This is a genomic window from Streptomyces sp. Xyl84 (assembly GCF_059731885.1).
On the sequence record NZ_AP029183.1, the window covers coordinates 828,865 to 846,185 of the forward strand.

Sequence of the window (17,321 nt, forward strand, 5' to 3'; positions counted from 1 at the left end):
CCGGCCCTTTCCGGGCCGTCCACAGAAGCATACATGTGTTCTGGACACCATGTCTGAACACCATGTGTGAACACCTCGCGTGGACCCTTCCTCCGGATGCGGGGTGCACGTGCCTCCGGGCCGTCCCCTCCGGAAACGCCTGCGCGCCCTCACACATGGCAGGACATGTGTGAGGGCGCGCAGGTGTACCCGGCCCCGGGTCTCGTGTCAGTGGGCGGGATGCGGGCCGCCGGTGCAGTCGAGGGCGGTGAGGTCCACCGCGTCGGCCATCGCCTGCATCCCCTTGTCGTCGGGGTGCAGATGGTCGCCGCCGTCGAGGAACGGCAGGATGCGCTCGGGGTCGTACGGGCTGCGCAGGACACGGTCGAAGTCGGCCACCGCGTCGAACTCGCCGCTGTCGCGGAGGAAGGCGTTGACCTCCTGCCGTACCGACTCCGCGGCCTGGTCCCACTCGCCCCAGCCCTTGAACGGCCCGACGGTCGCACCGACCACGCACTTCCCGGCGGCGTGCGCCCGCGCGGCGATCTCGCGGTACCCGGCGATCATGTCGGCGGCCGTGACCCCGGTGTGCGCCTTGATGTCGTTGACGCCCTCGAAGAGGAAGACGGTCCGCACCCCCGGCTGGGACAGCACGTCACGGTCCAGCCGGTTGAGGGCGCTCTGCCCGGCCCCGTCGGCCAGCACCTTGTTGCCGGAGATACCCTCGTTGGCCACCCCCTGGACGTCGGTGTGCGCCTGCCCCAGGCGGCGCGCGAGGTAGTCGGGCCAGCGGCGGTTCAGGTCGGTGCTGGAGTGCCAGCCGTCCGTGATGGAGTCACCGAGCGCGACGACCGCGGCGGTGCGCGGAGCGGTCCGTACGGAGACGGAGTCCAGGTAGAACCAGGAACCGGTGGTGCTCGTCCAGTGGCCGGCGCCCTCCTCGGCGGTGTGGTCGCCCTGCGTGGTGTACGAGGTCTGCATCGCCATGCCGTGCCCGGTGGCCGGACCGGCCGCGTCCGGGCTGTGCAGGCTGACGACCAGGTCGGTGCCGGCGGGCAGCCGGCCGGGCAGCGGGTCGCTGAGGACGGTCCGCCCGGCCGGGACGGTGACCGTGGCCGCGCCGCCGAAGGCCAGCCTGCGGTTGCTGCCGGGGCGCAGGGTCGCGCCCGACTCCTGGACACCGGCCCAGACGCTGTCGAAGGTCAGCGGACGGTCGCCGAAGGCGTTGCTCAGCCGGATCCGCGCGGCGCTCCCGGCCACGCTCGTGTGCACGACGAGTCGGTACGCGCGGTCGGGCACACCGCTGCCGAGACGGTCGGCGCTCGCCCCCCAGGTCACCACCTCGTGCGACCGCGCACCGGAGGCGGCCCGGACGGAGGCGGCACGCCCGGAGGTGTCGTGCGAGGACTCCGTCTGCCCGGGCGCCCGCCGCACGCCGGTGGTCTGCGCGAAAGCGGGCTGCACGGCCGTGGTCCGCGCGAGCGGGGGCTGCCCGGACGCGGCGGCGCGCGGGGCGGCGGCGCCCGCGGGCGCGGCGGCGTCGGAGGCCCTGGAAGGCACGGCGGCCGTGCCGTTCACGGCGGTGGCGGTGGCGGCCGCCGCGGTCAGGAGTACGGCGGCCAGGGCGGCCGCCCGGGTGAGCTGGTCCCTCATCGGTCGAATCCCTTCAGCGTGACGGACCTTCCCGGTTCCAGGGCGATGGCGCGCAGGGTGCCGCCGTGGGCCACCGTAGTGGCGCGGCCCCCGGTGCTGTGGATCCGCACCGACACCGGCGTGCCGTTCTTCCAGCGCAGGTCGACGGTGAACCCGCCGCGCACGGGAACGCCGGTGACCTCGCCCGAGGCCGCCCACGCGGCGGGCAGCGCCGGGAGCAGTTCGATGTGGCCGGGGCGCGCGTACAGCAGCATCTCGACGACCGCCGCCGGGGTGCCGAAGTTGGCGTCGATCTGGAAGATGCCCCGGCCCGGCCCGGTCTCGTAGATGTCGAAGAGGTTGAAGGCCGTGCCGTTGCCGCCGCCGGTGGAGGGGCGGAGGTTGTTGACGACCAGCCGGTAGGCCTGCTCGGCGTTCTTCAGCCGGGCCCAGCACAGGGCCCGCCAGGCGTTGGCCCAGCCGAAGCTCTCCGTGCCGCGCGCGGTGAGCAGGGCGCTCGCACCGTCGACGATGTCCTTCGGGGTGGAGCCGTCGGGGCGGATCCGGTCGCCGGGGAAGAGGCCGACGAGCGGGGACAGGTGGCGGTGGGTGGTCTCGCCGAGGTTGTCCGGCGACATCCACTCCTCCAGCCAGCCCGTCTTCGGGCTCACCCGGGGCAGGTACAGCCGCTCGCGCAGCGCGCCGATCCGCTCCGCGTGGGCGGTGTCCTTGTGCAACTCGGCGCAGGCGGCCTGGTAGTTGCCGAAGAGCGCCCACACCAGTTCCTGTGCGTAGGTGATGCCCTTGGCGTCCAGCGGGCCGTGTTCGGGCGACCAGTCGCTGTCGGCGACGAGCACGTCCCCGGTGCCGCCGGGCAGGGTGGTGGTGACCAGCCGGGCCTCCCAGAACTCGCAGGCGCCCTTGAGCAGCGGGTGGATCTTCTCCAGGTGGGCGCGGGAGAGGGTGTACTCGTAGTGCTCGAAGAGCGTGTTGCACAGCCAGGCGTTGCCCGCCGGGTGCCACCACCAGCCGCCCCCGCCGTACGGGTTGGTGGAGATGGCGACGGTCCATCCCGCGTTCTTGCCGCTGGAGTTGCGGTAGCGGTTGCGCGGGTCGTCGAAGAGCCGGCGGGTCAGGTCGGTCCAGGCCGGGAGCTGGGCGAGGCAGTAGTCGGTGAGGGCGTCGAAGCAGGGGGACAGGGCGGTCCGGTCGGCCATCCAGTAGTTCATCTGGAGGTTGATGTCGGTGTGGTAGTCGCCCATCCAGTCCGGGTCGTTGCCGTCGAGCCACAGGCCCTGCAGGCCCAGCGGGAGGCTGCCCCGGGATCCGGAGATCATCAGGTAGCGGCCGAACTGGACGTAGGCGGCCTCCAGTTCGGGATCGGGGTCGCCGCTCTGCGCGCGGTGGCGGACGCGCTCCCAGGTGTCGAGGGAGCGCTGCTGCGGGGTGGAGGTGCCGAGGTCGAGGGCGAAGGCGTCGTACAGGGCGCGGTGGTCGGCGGTGTGCGTGCGGCGCAGGACGGCGGCGGGGTGCGAGGCCGCCGCGCGCACCTTCGTCCGGGCGAGCTGTTCGGGGTCGAGGGAGGGGTCGCGGTACGCGGTCCGGGCGTCGGGGACATAGTTGGTGCCGCCGCTGAGCACGACGGTGAGGTCGGGGCAGCCGGTGAAGTCGACGCGGCCGCCCTGCACGCGTACCCGGCCGCCGCCGCTCGTGTACGCGGTGACGGCCGCGCCGTAGCGCAGCCCGTTGGGGAAGGCGCCGCCGAAGGAGACCGCCGGGGCCTCGCCGTGGGTGCCTTCCAGGGTGACGGTGCCGGTGTGGTGTCCGCCCCCGCTCTGGGTGAGGTGCACGACGATCACGTCGTCGGGACGGCTGGCGAAGACCTCCCGGCGGTAGGTGACGCCCGAGCGTACGTAGGTGGTGGTGATCAGGCCCTGGGCGAGGTCGAGGGTGCGGCGGTAGCCGTGGACGGCGGAGAGGTCGTGGCCGGGGAGGGCGACGGTGAGGCGGGCGAGGAGGGTGAGGGAGCCGAAGTCGTCGCGGCCGTAGGGGAACTGGCCGTCGGCGTCGAGGGTGTCGTTGAGACCGCCGGTCCACATCGTGGCGTCGGTGACGAGGAGCAGTTCGCGGGCCGGGTCGTTGCCCGCGAGGGCGCCGAGGCGTCCGTTGCCGACGGGCAGGCCCTGTCCGATCATCGAGTGCTCGTCGGCGGGGGCCTGCCACCACAGGGTGTGCCGCGCGTCCCCGGAGGCGCCGGACGCCTCGGCAGTGGCGGGCGGGCGCTGCGGGGCCGCCGATGCGCTGAAGGCGGGCAGGGTGCCGAGGGCGCCGGCGAGGGAGGCGGTCGCGGCGGCGGACAGGAGGGCTCTCCTGCTGGGGGCGGAGGCTGCGTGCGCTCGAAGTGGCTCAGGCGGGCGGGGCTGGGCGGGGGGCATGGCGGCTCCTGGGTCGGGGTGGGTCCCGGCCGGGACGGGTCCGGCCGGGACCTGCGGGGTTCGCCGGGACGCGGTGTGGCGGGAACCGGGGTTCGGCAGGGGCGCGGGGCCGCGACCGCGTCAGAGCGACTTCGGTACGTCGATCCGGTCGATGTCCGGGGCGTAGTCGGGGCCGCTGTCGAAGGTGAGGGTGTTGGTGCCGGCCTTCAGTACCACGGGGACGGTGACGGTGGCGACGGTGCCCCAGTCGCCGGTGGCGGGGAACGTGTGGCGGACGGCGCCCCCGCCGTTCGCCAGGACGGAGGCGGAGCGGGCGTCGCCGCTGACGTAGGCGACCTTCACCTGGTAGGTGCCCGCCTTGCCGACGACGACGTCGTCGACGGTGAGCTTGCCGCCCAGGTAGAGGTTGCCGACCTTCTTGCCGCCGGAGCAGGCGGAGCAGTCGGCGACGGAGGCGCTGCCGCTCAGGGTGTTCGTGCTCGCCTCGGCCTCGTGAGCGGTGTAGGTGACGGGGGTGGTGCCGCGCGGGGTGAGGGTGAACAGGCGGGAGCCGTGCGCGGGCAGGGCCTCGGTCACCTTGTCGCGGTGGGTGCCGAGGTTCTCGTGGTTCCACAGGTCGCGCACGGCGGCCCGGCCGGTGAAGCCGAGGGCGGAGAAGTCGGCGGTGACGGCGGCGGGGGCGTCGGCCAGGTTGAACAGGGCCACGGTGTAGGTGCCGTCGGGGTTCTCGGCCGCCCAGACCTGCTGCGGGTCGGCGGGGGTGACGGGGTGTGCGGGCGGTGCGCTGCTCTGGTCGACGGCGATGACCTCGCGGTTGGTGAGCAGGGACAGGCCGTAGGAGTCGAGGCGGGTGAGGTCGTCGCCGGTGTAGAGGGGGGACTTGGCGATGGCCCACAGGGTGGCGTAGGTCTGCCGTTCGGCGTCGGTCAGGCCGTCCATGCGGCCGTTGCCGACGTCGAGGGAGTCGAGGTCGTTCCAGCCGCCGGGCCCGGCGTGCCGCGTCCAGGCGGGGGTGTCGGCGAAGCGGTCGTCGACGGAGTTCTCCCAGCTGACCAGGGTGTTGCAGTAGCACTCGACGTCGGTGTCGATGCGCCAGCCGTTGGAGTACTTCTTCCAGTCGGCGGCGTGTGCGATGTCCAGGGACCAGGAGATCTCCAGGTGGACCGGGCGTCCGGTGGCGGCGATGGCCTGGTGCCAGGCGGCCACGTCGGCGACGTTGTCGTACTGGTCGCCGCCCTTGCCGGAGCCGGGGCCCACGCCGTCCAGCTTGAGGAAGTCGTAGCCCCAGTCGGCGAGCAGCCGCGCCTGGGAGTCGACGTACTTCTGGGTGCAGGGGCGGGAGAAGTCGAGCTTGTAGGCGCTGTCCCAGCCGTTGGTGGTGCGCAGGTCGCCGTAGACGATGTCGGCGGTGGTGCAGCCGTCGGCGTGCCAGATCGGGGACTTCCCGCCGTTGTACGCCTCCTTCTCCAGGCCGGCGGGCAGGTAGATGCCGGCCTTGAGACCCTTGGCGTGGACGGCGTCGGCGACGGCCTTCATGCCGTGCGGGAAGCGGACCGGGTCGGCCTGCTGGCGGGCGTACCGGTCGAACCCGGGTTTCCAGGTGTTGTCGCGCCACCAGCCGGCGTCGATGTTGACGTGGTCGTAGCCGTACTTCTTCAGTTTGGCGGCCAGGGCGCCGGTCTGCTTGAGGACGTTGGCCTCGGTGAGGTAGCTGTAGTCGCCGTCGGGGTTGAGGCCGGGGTACTTGGAGGACTGCATGCTCCAGCTGGACCAGCCCATGTAGGGCTTGGCGGCGAGGGCGGGGGCGGTGGTGCCGTCGGTGTGCGCGGCCGGGGCGGCGTGCGCGGGTGCGGCCGGGGCGGTGGTGTGCGCGGGTGCCGTCCCGGAGCCCGGGTGCGCGTGCGCCGCCTGGGTGGTCGTCGCCAGGCCGGCGGCGACGGCCAGGACGAGCACGGTTCTCAGACCGCGTGCGGGCAGGGCGGGGTACGAGGATGACCGCATGGGTCGTGCCTCCTGGAGGGGATCGGGGGGGACTCGGTGGTGTCGTTGCGTGCCCGGGGCGGCTCAGCCCTTGCCCGAGCCGATGGTGAGTCCGCTGATGAACTGGCGCTGGAGCGCGAAGTACACCAGCAGCGTGGGGACCGCGGTCATCAGCGCGCCCGCCGCGATCAGGTTGGGGTTGGTGAAGTACTGGCCCTGGAGGTTGGCCAGCGCGGAGGTGACGGGGCGCTTGTCGCCGGTCTCGATGAGGGTGAGCGGCCAGAAGAAGTCGTTGTAGATCCAGATGGACTCGAGCGTGGCGAGCGCGGCGAACGCCGGCCGGCACAGCGGGAGGATGATCTGGAAGAACTGCCGCCACACGGGCGCGCCGTCGACGAGGGCGGCCTCGGAGATCTCCTTGGGGATCGTCTTCATGTAGTTGCTGAGGACGAAGGTGCAGAAGCCGCACTGGTAGGCGATGTGGATGACGACGATGCCCCAGGCGGAGTTGTACAGCAGCAGCGAGTCGCTCATCCACGCGGGCAGCGGGATCTGGAGGTAGAGCCGGTACAGCGGGGTGATGAGGACCTGGGCGGGCAGCAGGTTGCCCGCGGTGAACAGCATCAGCAGCGCGAGGTTGAACCGGAAGTCGAAGCGGGTGACGAAGAAGGCGACGGCGGCGGAGAAGAGCAGCGTGCCGAGGACGGCGGGGACGGTGATGAGGACGGAGTTGAGGAAGAAGTGCGGCATGCCGGACTGGGTCCAGGCGTCGGTGAAGTTGCCCGCACCGAAGCTGTGCGGCAGCGAGAAGTAGCCGTGGCGCGCGGTGTCGTCGTAGGAGCGCAGCGAGGTGTACACGGCCCACAGCAGCGGCAGGAGCCACAGCAGGGAGACGGTGCCGAGCAGGAGGTGGCGGCCGGTGTCGCGGGGCGGGCGGGAGCGGGCGCCGGGCGGGGCGGGCCGCCGGGCCGGACGGTTGCGGGTGCCGGTGCGCGTGCGGGCACGGGGGCGCGCGTCGGGGCCGGGGGCGGTCGTCGTCATGTGTCCTCCTTGCGGAAGGTCTGCACGAGGAACGCGCCGATCGCGGCCAGGGAGACCAGCAGCAGTACGACGGCGAGCGCGGAGCCGTAGCCGATGTGGCCGGACTCGCCGATGATGTTGTCGGTGATGAGCAGGGACAGCAGTTCCATGCCCGGCTTGCTGCCGGTGCCGCCGCCGAGGACGTAGACGATGTCGAAGGCGCGCAGCGACTCCATGACGGTGACGACGACGATGATGACGTTGACCGGCTTGAGCGCGGGCAGCACGATGCGGAAGAAGGTCTGCCGGCCGCTCGCGCCGTCGAGGGCGGCGGCCTCTTTGAGGGCCGGGTCGAAGCTCTTCAGGCCGGCCAGGTACAGGATCATGATGTAGCCGGTGTGCCGCCAGGCGGAGGCGACGAGCACGGCCCACAGGTTGAGGTCGGGGTCGCCGAGCCAGTCGATGTGGTGGGACGAACCGGCCGCGCCCAGGAGGCTGTTGAGCAGCCCGGTGTCGGGGTTGTAGATGATCTCCCAGATGAAACCGACGACGGCCAGGGAGAGCACCATCGGCAGGAAGATCGCGGTCTGGTAGAAGCGGGTGAACCGTATCTTCTTGTCGAGCTGGTAGGCGAGGAAGACCCCGAAGGGGGTGGGCAGGAGCGCCGTGAAGAGCAGCCAGAGCACGTTGTGCTCGACGGCGGGCCAGAAGGGCGGGTAGTTGGTGAGGATCTCGGTGTAGTTGCCGAGGCCGGTCCAGTGGATGCCGGACAGGTCGAGGCCGTCCCAGGTGGTGAAGGACAGGGCGACGGAGGCGAGCGCGGGCAGCCAGACGAAGACCAGGAGGGCGGCGAGCGGCAGGCCGATGACGCCCGCCAGGAAGAGGCGGTCACCGCGGCCGAGGCGGGAGGAGGAGCGGGAGGCGGGGGGCGTCCGGCCGGGGGCGCGGGGTGCGCGGGCCGGGGCGGCGGAGCGGGTCACGGAGGGCACGGCGGGAGCCTTTCCGGCCGGGTCAGGCCGTGAAGAAACGCGAGCGCTGGGACTCGATCTTCTTGAGCGTGCCGGAGCCGTCGTCGGGGTGGCTGAGCCACTCGGTCAGGCCGGGCAGCAGGACGGTGGAGACGAAACCGGGGTCGCTGTCGCGGTCGGCGAACTGGCTGATGTGCTTGGCGTCCGCGATGAGCTGCGCGGACTTCTTCTGCAGGGCGTTGTACGAGCCGGTGCCGGCCTGTTCGTGGACGGCGAGGTTGCTCGGGTCGACGCCCATGTAGGTGTGTTCGGCCCGCGCGGTGCCCAGGAACTCCAGGAACTTCTTCGCCCCGTCCGGGTTCTTCGGCCTGCGGCTGAGCATGAAGCCGTCGGTGGGGGCTTCCACGGTGTCCTGGCCGTGCGCGGCGTCGACCTCGGGGAACGGGAAGAAGTCGATGTCGGCGCGGAGGGACTCGTCGGTGATCTGCTGGCCGAGGAAGAGGCCGATGACCGCCATGCCGGACTTCTTGTCCAGCAGCGACTGGGCGGCGTCCTGCCAGGACCGGCCGCCGCCGCTCGCCTGGTAGTACGGCGTCAGTTCGCGCCACAGGTCCAGGACGCGGGCGGCGCGCGGGTCGGTCCAGGACACCTGGCCGCGCAGCAGTGAGGTGTGGAAGTCGTAGCCGTTGGCGCGCAGGTTCAGGTAGTCGAAGGCGCCGAGGACCGACCAGCTGTCGCCGCCGCCGTACCCGGAGGCCACGGGGGACAGGCCGTCCTTCTTCATCCGCTTGGCCAGCGCGACGAACTCGTCCCACCTGCGCGGGACCTGGTAGCCGCGCTCCTCGAAGAGGCTCTTGCGGTAGAAGACGGCCCACGGGTAGTTGTACAGCGGCACGAAGTAGTACTTGCCGTCCGCGCCGCGCGCCAGTTGCCTGGTCGCCTCGCTGAACCCGCCGCCTATCTTCTCCCAGACGTCGTCGAGCGCGGTGCACAGGCCCTTCTTGGCGAAGTACTGCATGCGGTACCCGGCGAACCAGGTGAACACGTCGTCCGGGGTGCCCTGGAGGTAGCTGGTGATGGACTTCTGGAAGGTGTCGTGGTCGACGGTGTTGGTCTTCACCTTCAGGCCCGAGCCGGCGGTGAAGGCCTTGGTGAGGGCGGCGTAGGCGGACTTCGGGGTGGCGTCGGCGCCGTTGGAGCCGAAGGTGACCGTGTTCGGGTCGGCGCCCGCTCCTCCGCCGCAGGCGGTGAGGACGGGGGCGGCCAGGGCGGCGGCGCCCAGCCCGAACAGGCCGCCGACGACCCTGCGCCGCCCGGGGCCGGGCGCAGCCAGCGGGGTGCGGTTCTGCTGCGTCATGGTTGCTCCTCGTACGTGCGGGTGGGAACGGTCAGGGTGCCGGGGGCGGCGCGGTGTGCCGGTGTGTGCTGGTGCCCGACGGCCGCGTGTGTGCTGCCCGGGGTGCGCGGCCCGGGTGTGTGCTGCCCTTGCCAAGTGTGCGGTGACGGGGCGCGTGCTGTCCGTGTCGGGTGTGCGGTGCCGGGGTGTGTGCTGTCCGTTGCGGCCGGGGTGTGTGCTGTCGGTATCGGGTGTGCCGTCAGTGTGTGTGCTGGGCGGTGAAGGACTGGATGGCGGTGGCGGCCGCCCCGCGGGCCCATTCCTCGAAGGGCAGCGGGCGGGTCTGCACGTCGCACTGGGCGGCGGAGCCGAAGGCGGCGGCGGTGAACGCGTCACGGATCTGCTCGGCGAACAGGTCGTAGGCGGCCAGCCCCTCGCCGGAGATGATCACGCGTTCGGGGCCGAGCAGGTTGGCCACGGTGGCGATGCCCCGGCCGATCGCCTCACCGGCGCGCGCGTAGGCCTCACGCGCCCCGGCGACGCCCTGGCGGGCCAGGGCCACGGCCTCCGCGGCGTCGGCGACCTCCGCGCCGGTGGCGTCCTTGATCCGCCGGACGATGGCGGCGTCCCCGGCGATCGCCTCCACGCAGCCGCGGTTGCCGCAGCGGCACGGCGGGCCGGCCGGGTCGACGGTGACGTGCCCGATCTCGCCGGCCACGCCGTGGGCGCCCGCCACCACCCGGCCGTGCACGACCAGGCCGCAGCCGATGCCCGCGCCGACCGTCACCACGGCGAAGTCCGACAGCCCGACGCCCGCCCCGAACCACTGCTCGGCGACGGTGAGGGCACGGACGTCGTTGTCGACGGTGACCGGCAGCCCCGTGGTCGCCGCGGCGAGTTCCGCGAGGGGCACGTCACGCCAGTCCAGGAACGGTGAGTACCGTACGACGCCCTCGGCGCGGTCCACGTCGCCGGAGACGGCGACGCCGAGTCCCATGACGTGGACGCCGAACCCGTCCGCCTCGGTGAGGAGTTCCCCCACCAGGCCGGCGGCCGAGGCCAGCACGGCCCGGGGGGCGCGGTCACCGAGGGGCAGGTGCCGGGCGAGCAGGATGCGGCAGCACAGGTCGGTGAGGACGCCGATGACCTCGTCGCCGGTCACCTTGATCCCGATGAACAGGGCGCGTCCGCCGTCGACCCGGACCAGGTTCGCCGGTCTGCCCAGCGCCGGGCGGGCGTCCTCGTCGGCGTCCTCCACCAGGTAACCGGCCTCGATCAGCGGCCGGACCGCCTTGGTGACGGCCGCGGCGGACAGCCCGGCCCGGCGGCCCGCCTCCGTGCGGGTGAGGGGGCCCTGGGAGAGGAGCGTGGTGAAGATCTGCGCGGCGGCGGGGGTGTTCGCCGGGAACGTCTCGGCGGACGGCCGGGCCGCGGGTGCGGCTGACCGGGGCGACGCCAGGAGCGGGGGCGGGGACAGGGGCGAGGACATGGCCGGGAACCTAGGTCTCTTATTTTCTGCTGTCAATGAAAGAAGCAGGAATCCTCTGAAGATTGCCTGAGTGAGGTGATCTTCTTCCAAATCCAGGCAGTGAGCGGGGTGTTGACACCGGGTCGAAGGTCACGCTTGGCTCTTGCGAGCACGCCGCCTTCTGCCGCTGTCACCCCTTCTCGCGAACGTGAGGCCCGATGCCGACGATCTCCCACGCCCCGGACCGCGGGGTCTGGCTGCTGACCACGCCCCGCACCTCCTACGCCCTGCGCGTCGACGAGACGGGTGCGCCCTGCCATCTCGCCTGGGGGCCACGGCTGACCCTGCCGGAGGCGGTGGACCTCGCCGTCCCGCTCCCGGCGGCGGCGAGCAGCTTCGAGGGACGGCCGCCGGTGGGCGAGGAACTCCCGGTGGACGGCGGCACGCGCTACGGCCCGCCCTCCCTCCAGGTCCGCTACCCGGACGGCTCACGCGCCTTCGAGTGGGAACCCACCGGCCACCGCGTCCTCGAACCCTCGCCCGGCCGCGCGGAACTGGTCCTGGAGTTCCGCGACCGTCTGTACCCCCTGCACGTGGCGCTGCACTACACGGTGCGCGCGGACACGGACGTCATCGAGCGCCGTACGGTGCTGCGCAACGCCGGGGACCGGCACCTCGCCCTGCTGCGGGCCGACTCGGCGGCCTGGTCGCTGCCGCCGCTGCCCGGCTGCCGGATCAGTCACGTGACCGGCCAGTGGTCGGCGGAGAACCAGCTCAGCCGGGATCCGCTGCCGCCCGGGGAGACGGTGCTGACCAGCAGGCGCGGGATCACCAGCCACCACGCCGGCCCCTGGGTGATGCTGGACGACGGCGAGGCGTCCGAGGAGCACGGCAGGGTGTGGAGCGCGGCCCTGGCCTGGAGCGGGAGCTGGCGCATCACGGTGCAGCGGACACCCGACGGGCGGGCGGGTTTCACCGGCGGCGCCGGCCACGAGGGCACGTCCGTGCCGCTCGCGCCGGGCGAGGAGTTCACCACCCCGGTGTTCGCCGGGCTGTTCGCCGAGGGCGGCTTCGGCGCGGCGAGCCGGGCCTGGCACACGTATGTCCGCCGCCATGTGCTGCCCCACGCCGAGGAGGTGGCACCCGTGCTGTACAACTCCTGGGAGGCCACCGGTTTCGACGTGGACGAGCGGAGCCAGAAGGCGCTCGCGGAGCGCGCCGCCGCGCTGGGTGTCGAGCTGTACGTCGTCGACGACGGCTGGTTCGGCGCGCGCCGCAGCGACCGGGCGGGGCTGGGCGACTGGACGCCGTCCCCGGACCGTTTCCCCGGCGGGCTCGGTCCGCTGGTGGACGCGGTGCACGGGCTCGGTATGCGCTTCGGTCTCTGGGTGGAGCCGGAGATGGTCAACCCGGACAGCGACCTGTACCGCGCGCACCCCGACTGGGTGCTGCACGTGCCCGGCCGCGACCGCACCGAGCTGCGCCACCAGCTCGTGCTGAACTTCGCCCGGGACGACGTCGCCGACTGGGCGTACGGCTGGCTCACCCGGCTGGTCGGCGAGCACGGCATCGACTTCCTCAAGTGGGACATGAACCGCCCGTTCAGCGAGGCCGGCTGGCCGCGGCAGGAGGGCGCGGGGCACCCGGGCGGTGACGGTGACGGCCATGGTGACGGGCCCGGCGGCCCCGGTGGCGGTGACGGTGGCGACCGGCTGTGGACGGCGTACGTCGGCAACCTGTACGGCGTGCTGGACCGGCTGCGCGCCGATCATCCGGGGCTGCGCGTGGAGACGTGCAGCGGCGGCGGCGGACGCGTCGACCTGGGCATCCTCGCCCGCACCGACCAGGCGTGGGTGTCGGACAACACCGACGCCGTCGACCGTCTGGTGATCCAGCACGGCTTCGGACAGATCCATCCGGCGCGCGTGCTGTCCGCCTGGGTGACGGACGTGCCCAATCAGCTCACCGCGCGCACGGTGCCGCTGCGCTTCCGCTTCCATGCCGCGATGTCGGGGCTGCTGGGCATCGGCGGCGACCTGACCCGGTGGTCGGAGGCCGAACTGGCGGAGGGCGCCGAGCTGGTGGCCGCGTACAAGAAGGTGCGTCACCTGGTCCAGCAGGGCGATCTGTACCGGCTGTCCGGCCCGCACGGCGAGGGCCCGACGGTCGTGCAGTACGCCGCCGCGGACGGCGCGGAGACGCTGGTGCTGGCCTGGCGGCGCGGGCCGCGGCACGGAGTCCCGCGGCTCCCGGTGCGGTTGCGGGGGCTCACCCCCGGGGCCCGCTACCGTGACGCGCGGACGGGCGAGGTCCACCATGCCACGGTCCTCGCGGAGTACGGGTTCCACCCCGGCCTGGCGCCGGGCGACTGGGCCAGCTGCGCGGTGCACCTGGTCCGGCTCCCCTGACGCGCTGCCGGCACACCGGATGGTCCGGCGGCTGCGACGGCGGGGTCCGCCCGGGCCGGACGAGTCCCGGCCACCCGGGCCGGACGAGGCTCAGTCACCCGGGCCGGACCAGTCTCAGTCACCCGGGCCGGACGAGTCCCGGTCGCTCGCGCCGAGACTCCGCGCCAGTGCGTCGAGGGTCACGTCGACGATGGCGCGCAGCTGTTCCGTGCTCGTTCCGGCTCTGCTCATGACGGCGAGGGACTGGTTCACGGCCGCGAGGTGGGCCGCGAAGGAGTCGGCCGCCTCGTCGTCCAGGCGGCCGGCCTTCAGCGCGGCGCGCAGCCGGGTGTGCTGGAGGCCGATCGCCTCCCGTGCGCGCGCCGCGACGCTCGCGCTCAGCACCGGGGTCGCCATGACGGTCTGGGCCACCAGGCATCCGTCGGGCAGAGCGGGGTCCGCGATGCGTTGCAGGGTGATGTCGAAGAACGCCCGCGCGGCTGCCAGGGGCCGGTCGGCGGCACCGGACAACGCGGCGTCGTACTTGTCTCCGTACCGCGTGGCGTAGCGCTCCAGGCAGCGCAGGAAGAGCGTGTCCTTGTCGCCGAGGGAGGAGTAGATGGAACTGCGGTTGAGTCCGGTCGCCCGGGACAGGTCGTCCACCGACGTGTCCGCGTAGCCGGCCCGCCAGAACTGGATCATCGCGGCATCGAGCGCCGTGGCGACGTCGAACTGCTTCCTGCCCGCCATGCCGCCCTCCCTCCTGCTGCGCCTTCTCGGTGAAGACCATCATCCCATCTTGAACCGATCGATTCAAGATGGGTTAGGGTGAAGACGTGATCCCGGCCGAATGCCCCGCGGCCCGTACGGCGCAGCGACACGCGCACCCCGTGCTCGCGGCCGGCGCCGTCGCGTTCGTCACCCCAGTGGAGGAGAATCATGAATGACCCCGCAGGCACCCCCCGCGTCTCCGGCAACCCGGTCCACGGCCTGCCGCTGCCCGGCCTGGCCGGCTTCACCCACCGTTGGGTCGACGCGGACGGCGTCCGGCTGCACGCGGTCGAGGGCGGCCGGCCGGACGGTCCGGCCGTCGTGCTGCTCGCCGGATTCCCGCAGACCTGGTGGGCATGGCGCAAGGTGATGCCACACCTGGCCGACCGGTTCCACGTCATCGCGATCGACCTGCCGGGCCAGGGCCACTCCGAACGCCCGGACATCAGCTACGACACACACACGGTCGCCGCCCACGTCCACGCCGCGGTCGAGGCGCTCGGACTCCCGGCATACTGGCTGGCCGCCCACGACATCGGCGCCTGGGTCGCCTTCTCCCTCGCCCTGAAGCACCAGAGCCGGTTGCGCGGCCTCGCGCTGCTCGACGCCGGCATCCCGGGCATCACACTCCCCGAGGCCGTTCCCACCGACCCCGAGCAGGCGTGGAAGACCTGGCACTTCGCCTTCCACCTCGTGCCCGACCTGCCCGAGACCCTGCTCACCGGCCGCGAACGGGAGTACGTCGGCTGGTTCCTGAAGGCCAAGACCCTCTCCTCCGACACCTTCGACGACGCCGAGATCGAGCACTACGCCGCGTCCGTGGCCGCCGACGGCGGACTCCGCGCATCCCTGGCCTACTACCGGGACGCCGCCGAGTCCGCGCGCAAGAACCACGAAGCGCTGGAACGGCAGCGTCTGACGGTCCCGGTCCTCGGGATCTCCAGCAGCCACGGCTCCATCCCCGACATGGCGGCCTCCATCAGGCCCTGGGCCGGCCACGCCACCGGGATCCTCGTGCAGGACGCAGGGCACTTCATCCCCGATGAACAGCCCGACGCCGTCGCCGCCGCGCTGACCGGCTTCATCACCGGGGAGGAGTGAGACCGGGCGGAAGCAGAAGCAGTGCTGCACCGCACCGGCCCGCTCTCTTCTCTCTCAGGGCTCCCGCCCGTCCCGGCCGCCGCACACGCCGTTCTCCCAGGCCCAGGCGGCGATCTCCACCCGGTTGCGGGCGGCGAGCTTGCGCTGCACGCTGCCCAGGTGCGTCTTCACGGTGGAGAGCGAGACGTGCAGTTCGGCCGCCAGTTCCTCGTTGGTGCGGCCCCGGGCGACGAGCCGTACGACGTCCGTCTCCCGGGCGGTCAGCGGGAGTTCGCGGACGGTGCGCGACTCGCGCGGTGCGCGCCCGGTGCGCTCAGGGCGCCCGGCGCGCGTCACGGCTTCCGAGGCCGCGTTCGTCATGTGTTTCAGCAACCGGACCGTGATCGACGGCGAGATGAGGGCGTTGTCCGCGGCCACCGCCCGGACCGCCTCGACGAGCAGCGCGGGCGAACCGTCCTTGAGCAGGAAGCCGCAGGCCCCGTTGCGCAGGGCACGGTACACGTACTCGTCGACGTCGAAAGTGGTCGCGATGAGCACGTTCAGCGGCTCGTCCGCCTCCGGGCCCGCCAGCAGCCGGGTCGCCTCCAGACCGTCGAGGCCCGGCATGCGGATGTCCAGCAGACACACGTCCGGGCGCAGGCGCCTGGCCTCCTGGACGGCGGTGGCCCCGTCGGCCACCGACGCGACGATCTCCATGTCGGGCTGCGAACCGAGGATCATGCCGTAGGCCGAGCGGATCATCTGCTGGTCGTCGGCGATGAGGATTCTGATCGTCATGGGTCCAGGGTGTCAGCAGCCCGGGCGGCGTCCGTGCCGAGGGGCGGCGGCCCGGGCGGGGAAGAGGACGAGGCGCCGGGCGGGGAAGAGGACGAGGGGCCCGGCAGGGGGCCCGGCAGCGGGAGGTCCGCTTCGACGACCCAGCCGACACCGGGGCGCGGGCCCGCCGTGACCGTCCCGCCGACCATGGCGGCGCGTTCGCGGAGCCCCACCAGGCCGTACCCGGATCCGCTTCCCTGCCCGGACCCGAGGCGCCCCCCGCGCGCGGGCCGGGCGGCGGTGGCCGCGGCACCGGTGGCGGCCTCCGCGTCGTCGCACACCGAGACCCGTACGACCGGCCGGGCGGTGTCGCCGCCCAGCCGGACGTCCACCGTGACCGCCTTCGCTCCGTGCGCGTGTCTGCGCACGTTCGTCAGGGCCTCGCGCACGACCTGGTGCACGGTGGTGGCGATGCCGGGCGGCAGCTCCGCGGCGATCAGGCGCGGGTCGAGCGTGAGACCGGCGGCCGGACCCGCCGCGGAGAACCGCGCCGTCAGCGCGCGCAGGTCGGCGAGACCGGCGCCCGGCCCCGCCACGGACCCGGGCCCCCGCGGATCCCGCAGCACGGCCACCATGCTCCGCATCGACTGCATCGCCTGCGAACCGGCCTCCTCGATCTGCGCGAGCATGCCGTCCAGTTCCCCGGCGGCCGGCGGCCGCCCGGCGGCCGAGGCGAAGCGCACGGCCTTGGTCTGGGCGATGATCGCGGTCACGTGGTGGCCGACGAAGTCGTGCAACTCCCGCGCGTAGTCCAGGCGTTGCTGCTGGAGGGCGGTCTCGTGCTCCCGCTCCCGGAACCTGTCGAGCAGCCGCAGGTACAGGCCGAGCACCGCCGCGAGGGCCGCCGCGCCCCACAGGACGGGGACGGCGAACGAACCCGCCCGCCCGTACTCGGCCGGCGGCAGCCGCAGGAAGATCACCGTGAGGGCGGTCACCGCTCCCCCGGCCAGGGCCGCGGCCCGCAGCGGCGGCCGCAGGCGCAGCGCGCGGGCGACGACCAGGAGCAGCGCGCACGACTCGACCACGCCGAAGGTGTGTTCGGCGTGGACGCCCGCGCGGTGCGTCACCAGCGTCACCAGGCAGGACGTGACGACCGCGGCGAGGGCCGTCCGGCCGAAGCGCTCGCGGGGGACGGCGAGGGCGGCCAGGGCCAGCCCGCCGGACACCGTCCACGCCGCGGCCGCCGGAACGGACCCGGTGTCGGCCCCCTCGGCGGCCACCGCCGCCAGCAGGACGGCCCCCGCGCAGACCGCCGCGATCCGCCGGCCCGCAGGGGCACCGATCCGGCGGGTCACCGGGGCACAGATCCGGCGGACCACCGGGACGTCGAAGAACTGCTTCATGTCTGTGCAGGTTACGGGCCCGCGCCGGGCCGCGCCTCGACCGTTCGGCCGAGGCGCGGCGCACACCGGCCGGCGGTTTTCGGTC

General features: G+C 73.0%; 12 protein-coding genes. 2 read left to right on the plus strand and 10 right to left on the minus strand.

Annotated features, from left to right (window positions below):
- Positions 1-207: 207 nt before the first annotated feature.
- The 7 genes from AC6I72_RS35320 to AC6I72_RS35350 form a co-directional block, all read right to left on the minus strand.
- On the minus strand, positions 208-1,632 hold the full coding sequence (locus tag AC6I72_RS35320) for an SGNH/GDSL hydrolase family protein (RefSeq protein ID WP_498005601.1): 1,425 nt from the start codon (positions 1,630-1,632) through the stop codon (positions 208-210).
- Positions 1,629-4,046: a glycosyl hydrolase family 95 catalytic domain-containing protein gene (locus tag AC6I72_RS35325; protein WP_498005602.1), complete on the minus strand. Its 2,418-nt coding sequence runs from the start codon at positions 4,044-4,046 to the stop codon at positions 1,629-1,631. Before AC6I72_RS35325 ends, AC6I72_RS35320 begins: the two co-directional genes overlap by 4 nt.
- A 120-nt stretch (positions 4,047-4,166) precedes the next feature.
- A complete protein-coding gene (locus tag AC6I72_RS35330; RefSeq protein ID WP_498005604.1) occupies positions 4,167-6,047 on the minus strand; it encodes an alpha-galactosidase D in 1,881 nt (626 codons plus the stop codon).
- A 63-nt stretch (positions 6,048-6,110) separates the two neighbouring features.
- On the minus strand, positions 6,111-7,067 hold the full coding sequence (locus tag AC6I72_RS35335; protein WP_498005606.1) for a carbohydrate ABC transporter permease: 957 nt from the start codon (positions 7,065-7,067) through the stop codon (positions 6,111-6,113).
- Complete coding sequence (locus tag AC6I72_RS35340) at positions 7,064-8,035, minus strand: carbohydrate ABC transporter permease (protein ID WP_498005608.1); 972 nt, start codon at positions 8,033-8,035, stop codon at positions 7,064-7,066. Before AC6I72_RS35340 ends, AC6I72_RS35335 begins: the two co-directional genes overlap by 4 nt.
- Before the next feature lie 22 nt (positions 8,036-8,057).
- The gene (locus AC6I72_RS35345; protein ID WP_498005610.1) at positions 8,058-9,371 is read right to left on the minus strand and encodes an ABC transporter substrate-binding protein; all 1,314 of its coding nucleotides are present in this window, start codon (positions 9,369-9,371) and stop codon (positions 8,058-8,060) included.
- A gap of 238 nt (positions 9,372-9,609) precedes the next feature.
- Positions 9,610-10,839 (minus strand): ROK family protein, encoded by a 1,230-nt coding sequence (locus tag AC6I72_RS35350; RefSeq protein WP_498005612.1) that lies wholly within the window; start codon positions 10,837-10,839, stop codon positions 9,610-9,612.
- A gap of 197 nt (positions 10,840-11,036) precedes the next feature.
- Between AC6I72_RS35350 and AC6I72_RS35355 the strand changes: the two genes are divergently transcribed.
- The gene (locus AC6I72_RS35355) at positions 11,037-13,226 is read left to right on the plus strand and encodes an alpha-galactosidase (RefSeq protein WP_498005613.1); all 2,190 of its coding nucleotides are present in this window, start codon (positions 11,037-11,039) and stop codon (positions 13,224-13,226) included.
- A gap of 114 nt (positions 13,227-13,340) precedes the next feature.
- Here the strand turns inward: AC6I72_RS35355 and AC6I72_RS35360 are convergent, their stop codons facing one another.
- On the minus strand, positions 13,341-13,955 hold the full coding sequence (locus AC6I72_RS35360) for a TetR/AcrR family transcriptional regulator (RefSeq protein WP_498005614.1): 615 nt from the start codon (positions 13,953-13,955) through the stop codon (positions 13,341-13,343).
- A 189-nt stretch (positions 13,956-14,144) separates the two neighbouring features.
- Between AC6I72_RS35360 and AC6I72_RS35365 the strand changes: the two genes are divergently transcribed.
- Positions 14,145-15,077, plus strand: coding sequence for an alpha/beta fold hydrolase (locus AC6I72_RS35365; protein WP_498005615.1), 933 nt, complete (start codon positions 14,145-14,147; stop codon positions 15,075-15,077).
- Positions 15,078-15,131: 54 nt separating this feature from the next.
- Here the strand turns inward: AC6I72_RS35365 and AC6I72_RS35370 are convergent, their stop codons facing one another.
- Positions 15,132-15,854: a response regulator transcription factor gene (locus AC6I72_RS35370; RefSeq protein ID WP_498005617.1), complete on the minus strand. Its 723-nt coding sequence runs from the start codon at positions 15,852-15,854 to the stop codon at positions 15,132-15,134.
- On the minus strand, positions 15,851-17,236 hold the full coding sequence (locus tag AC6I72_RS35375; RefSeq protein ID WP_498005619.1) for a sensor histidine kinase: 1,386 nt from the start codon (positions 17,234-17,236) through the stop codon (positions 15,851-15,853). The genes AC6I72_RS35370 and AC6I72_RS35375 overlap by 4 nt, the downstream gene beginning before the upstream one ends.
- Between the last annotated feature and the right edge of the window lie 85 nt (positions 17,237-17,321).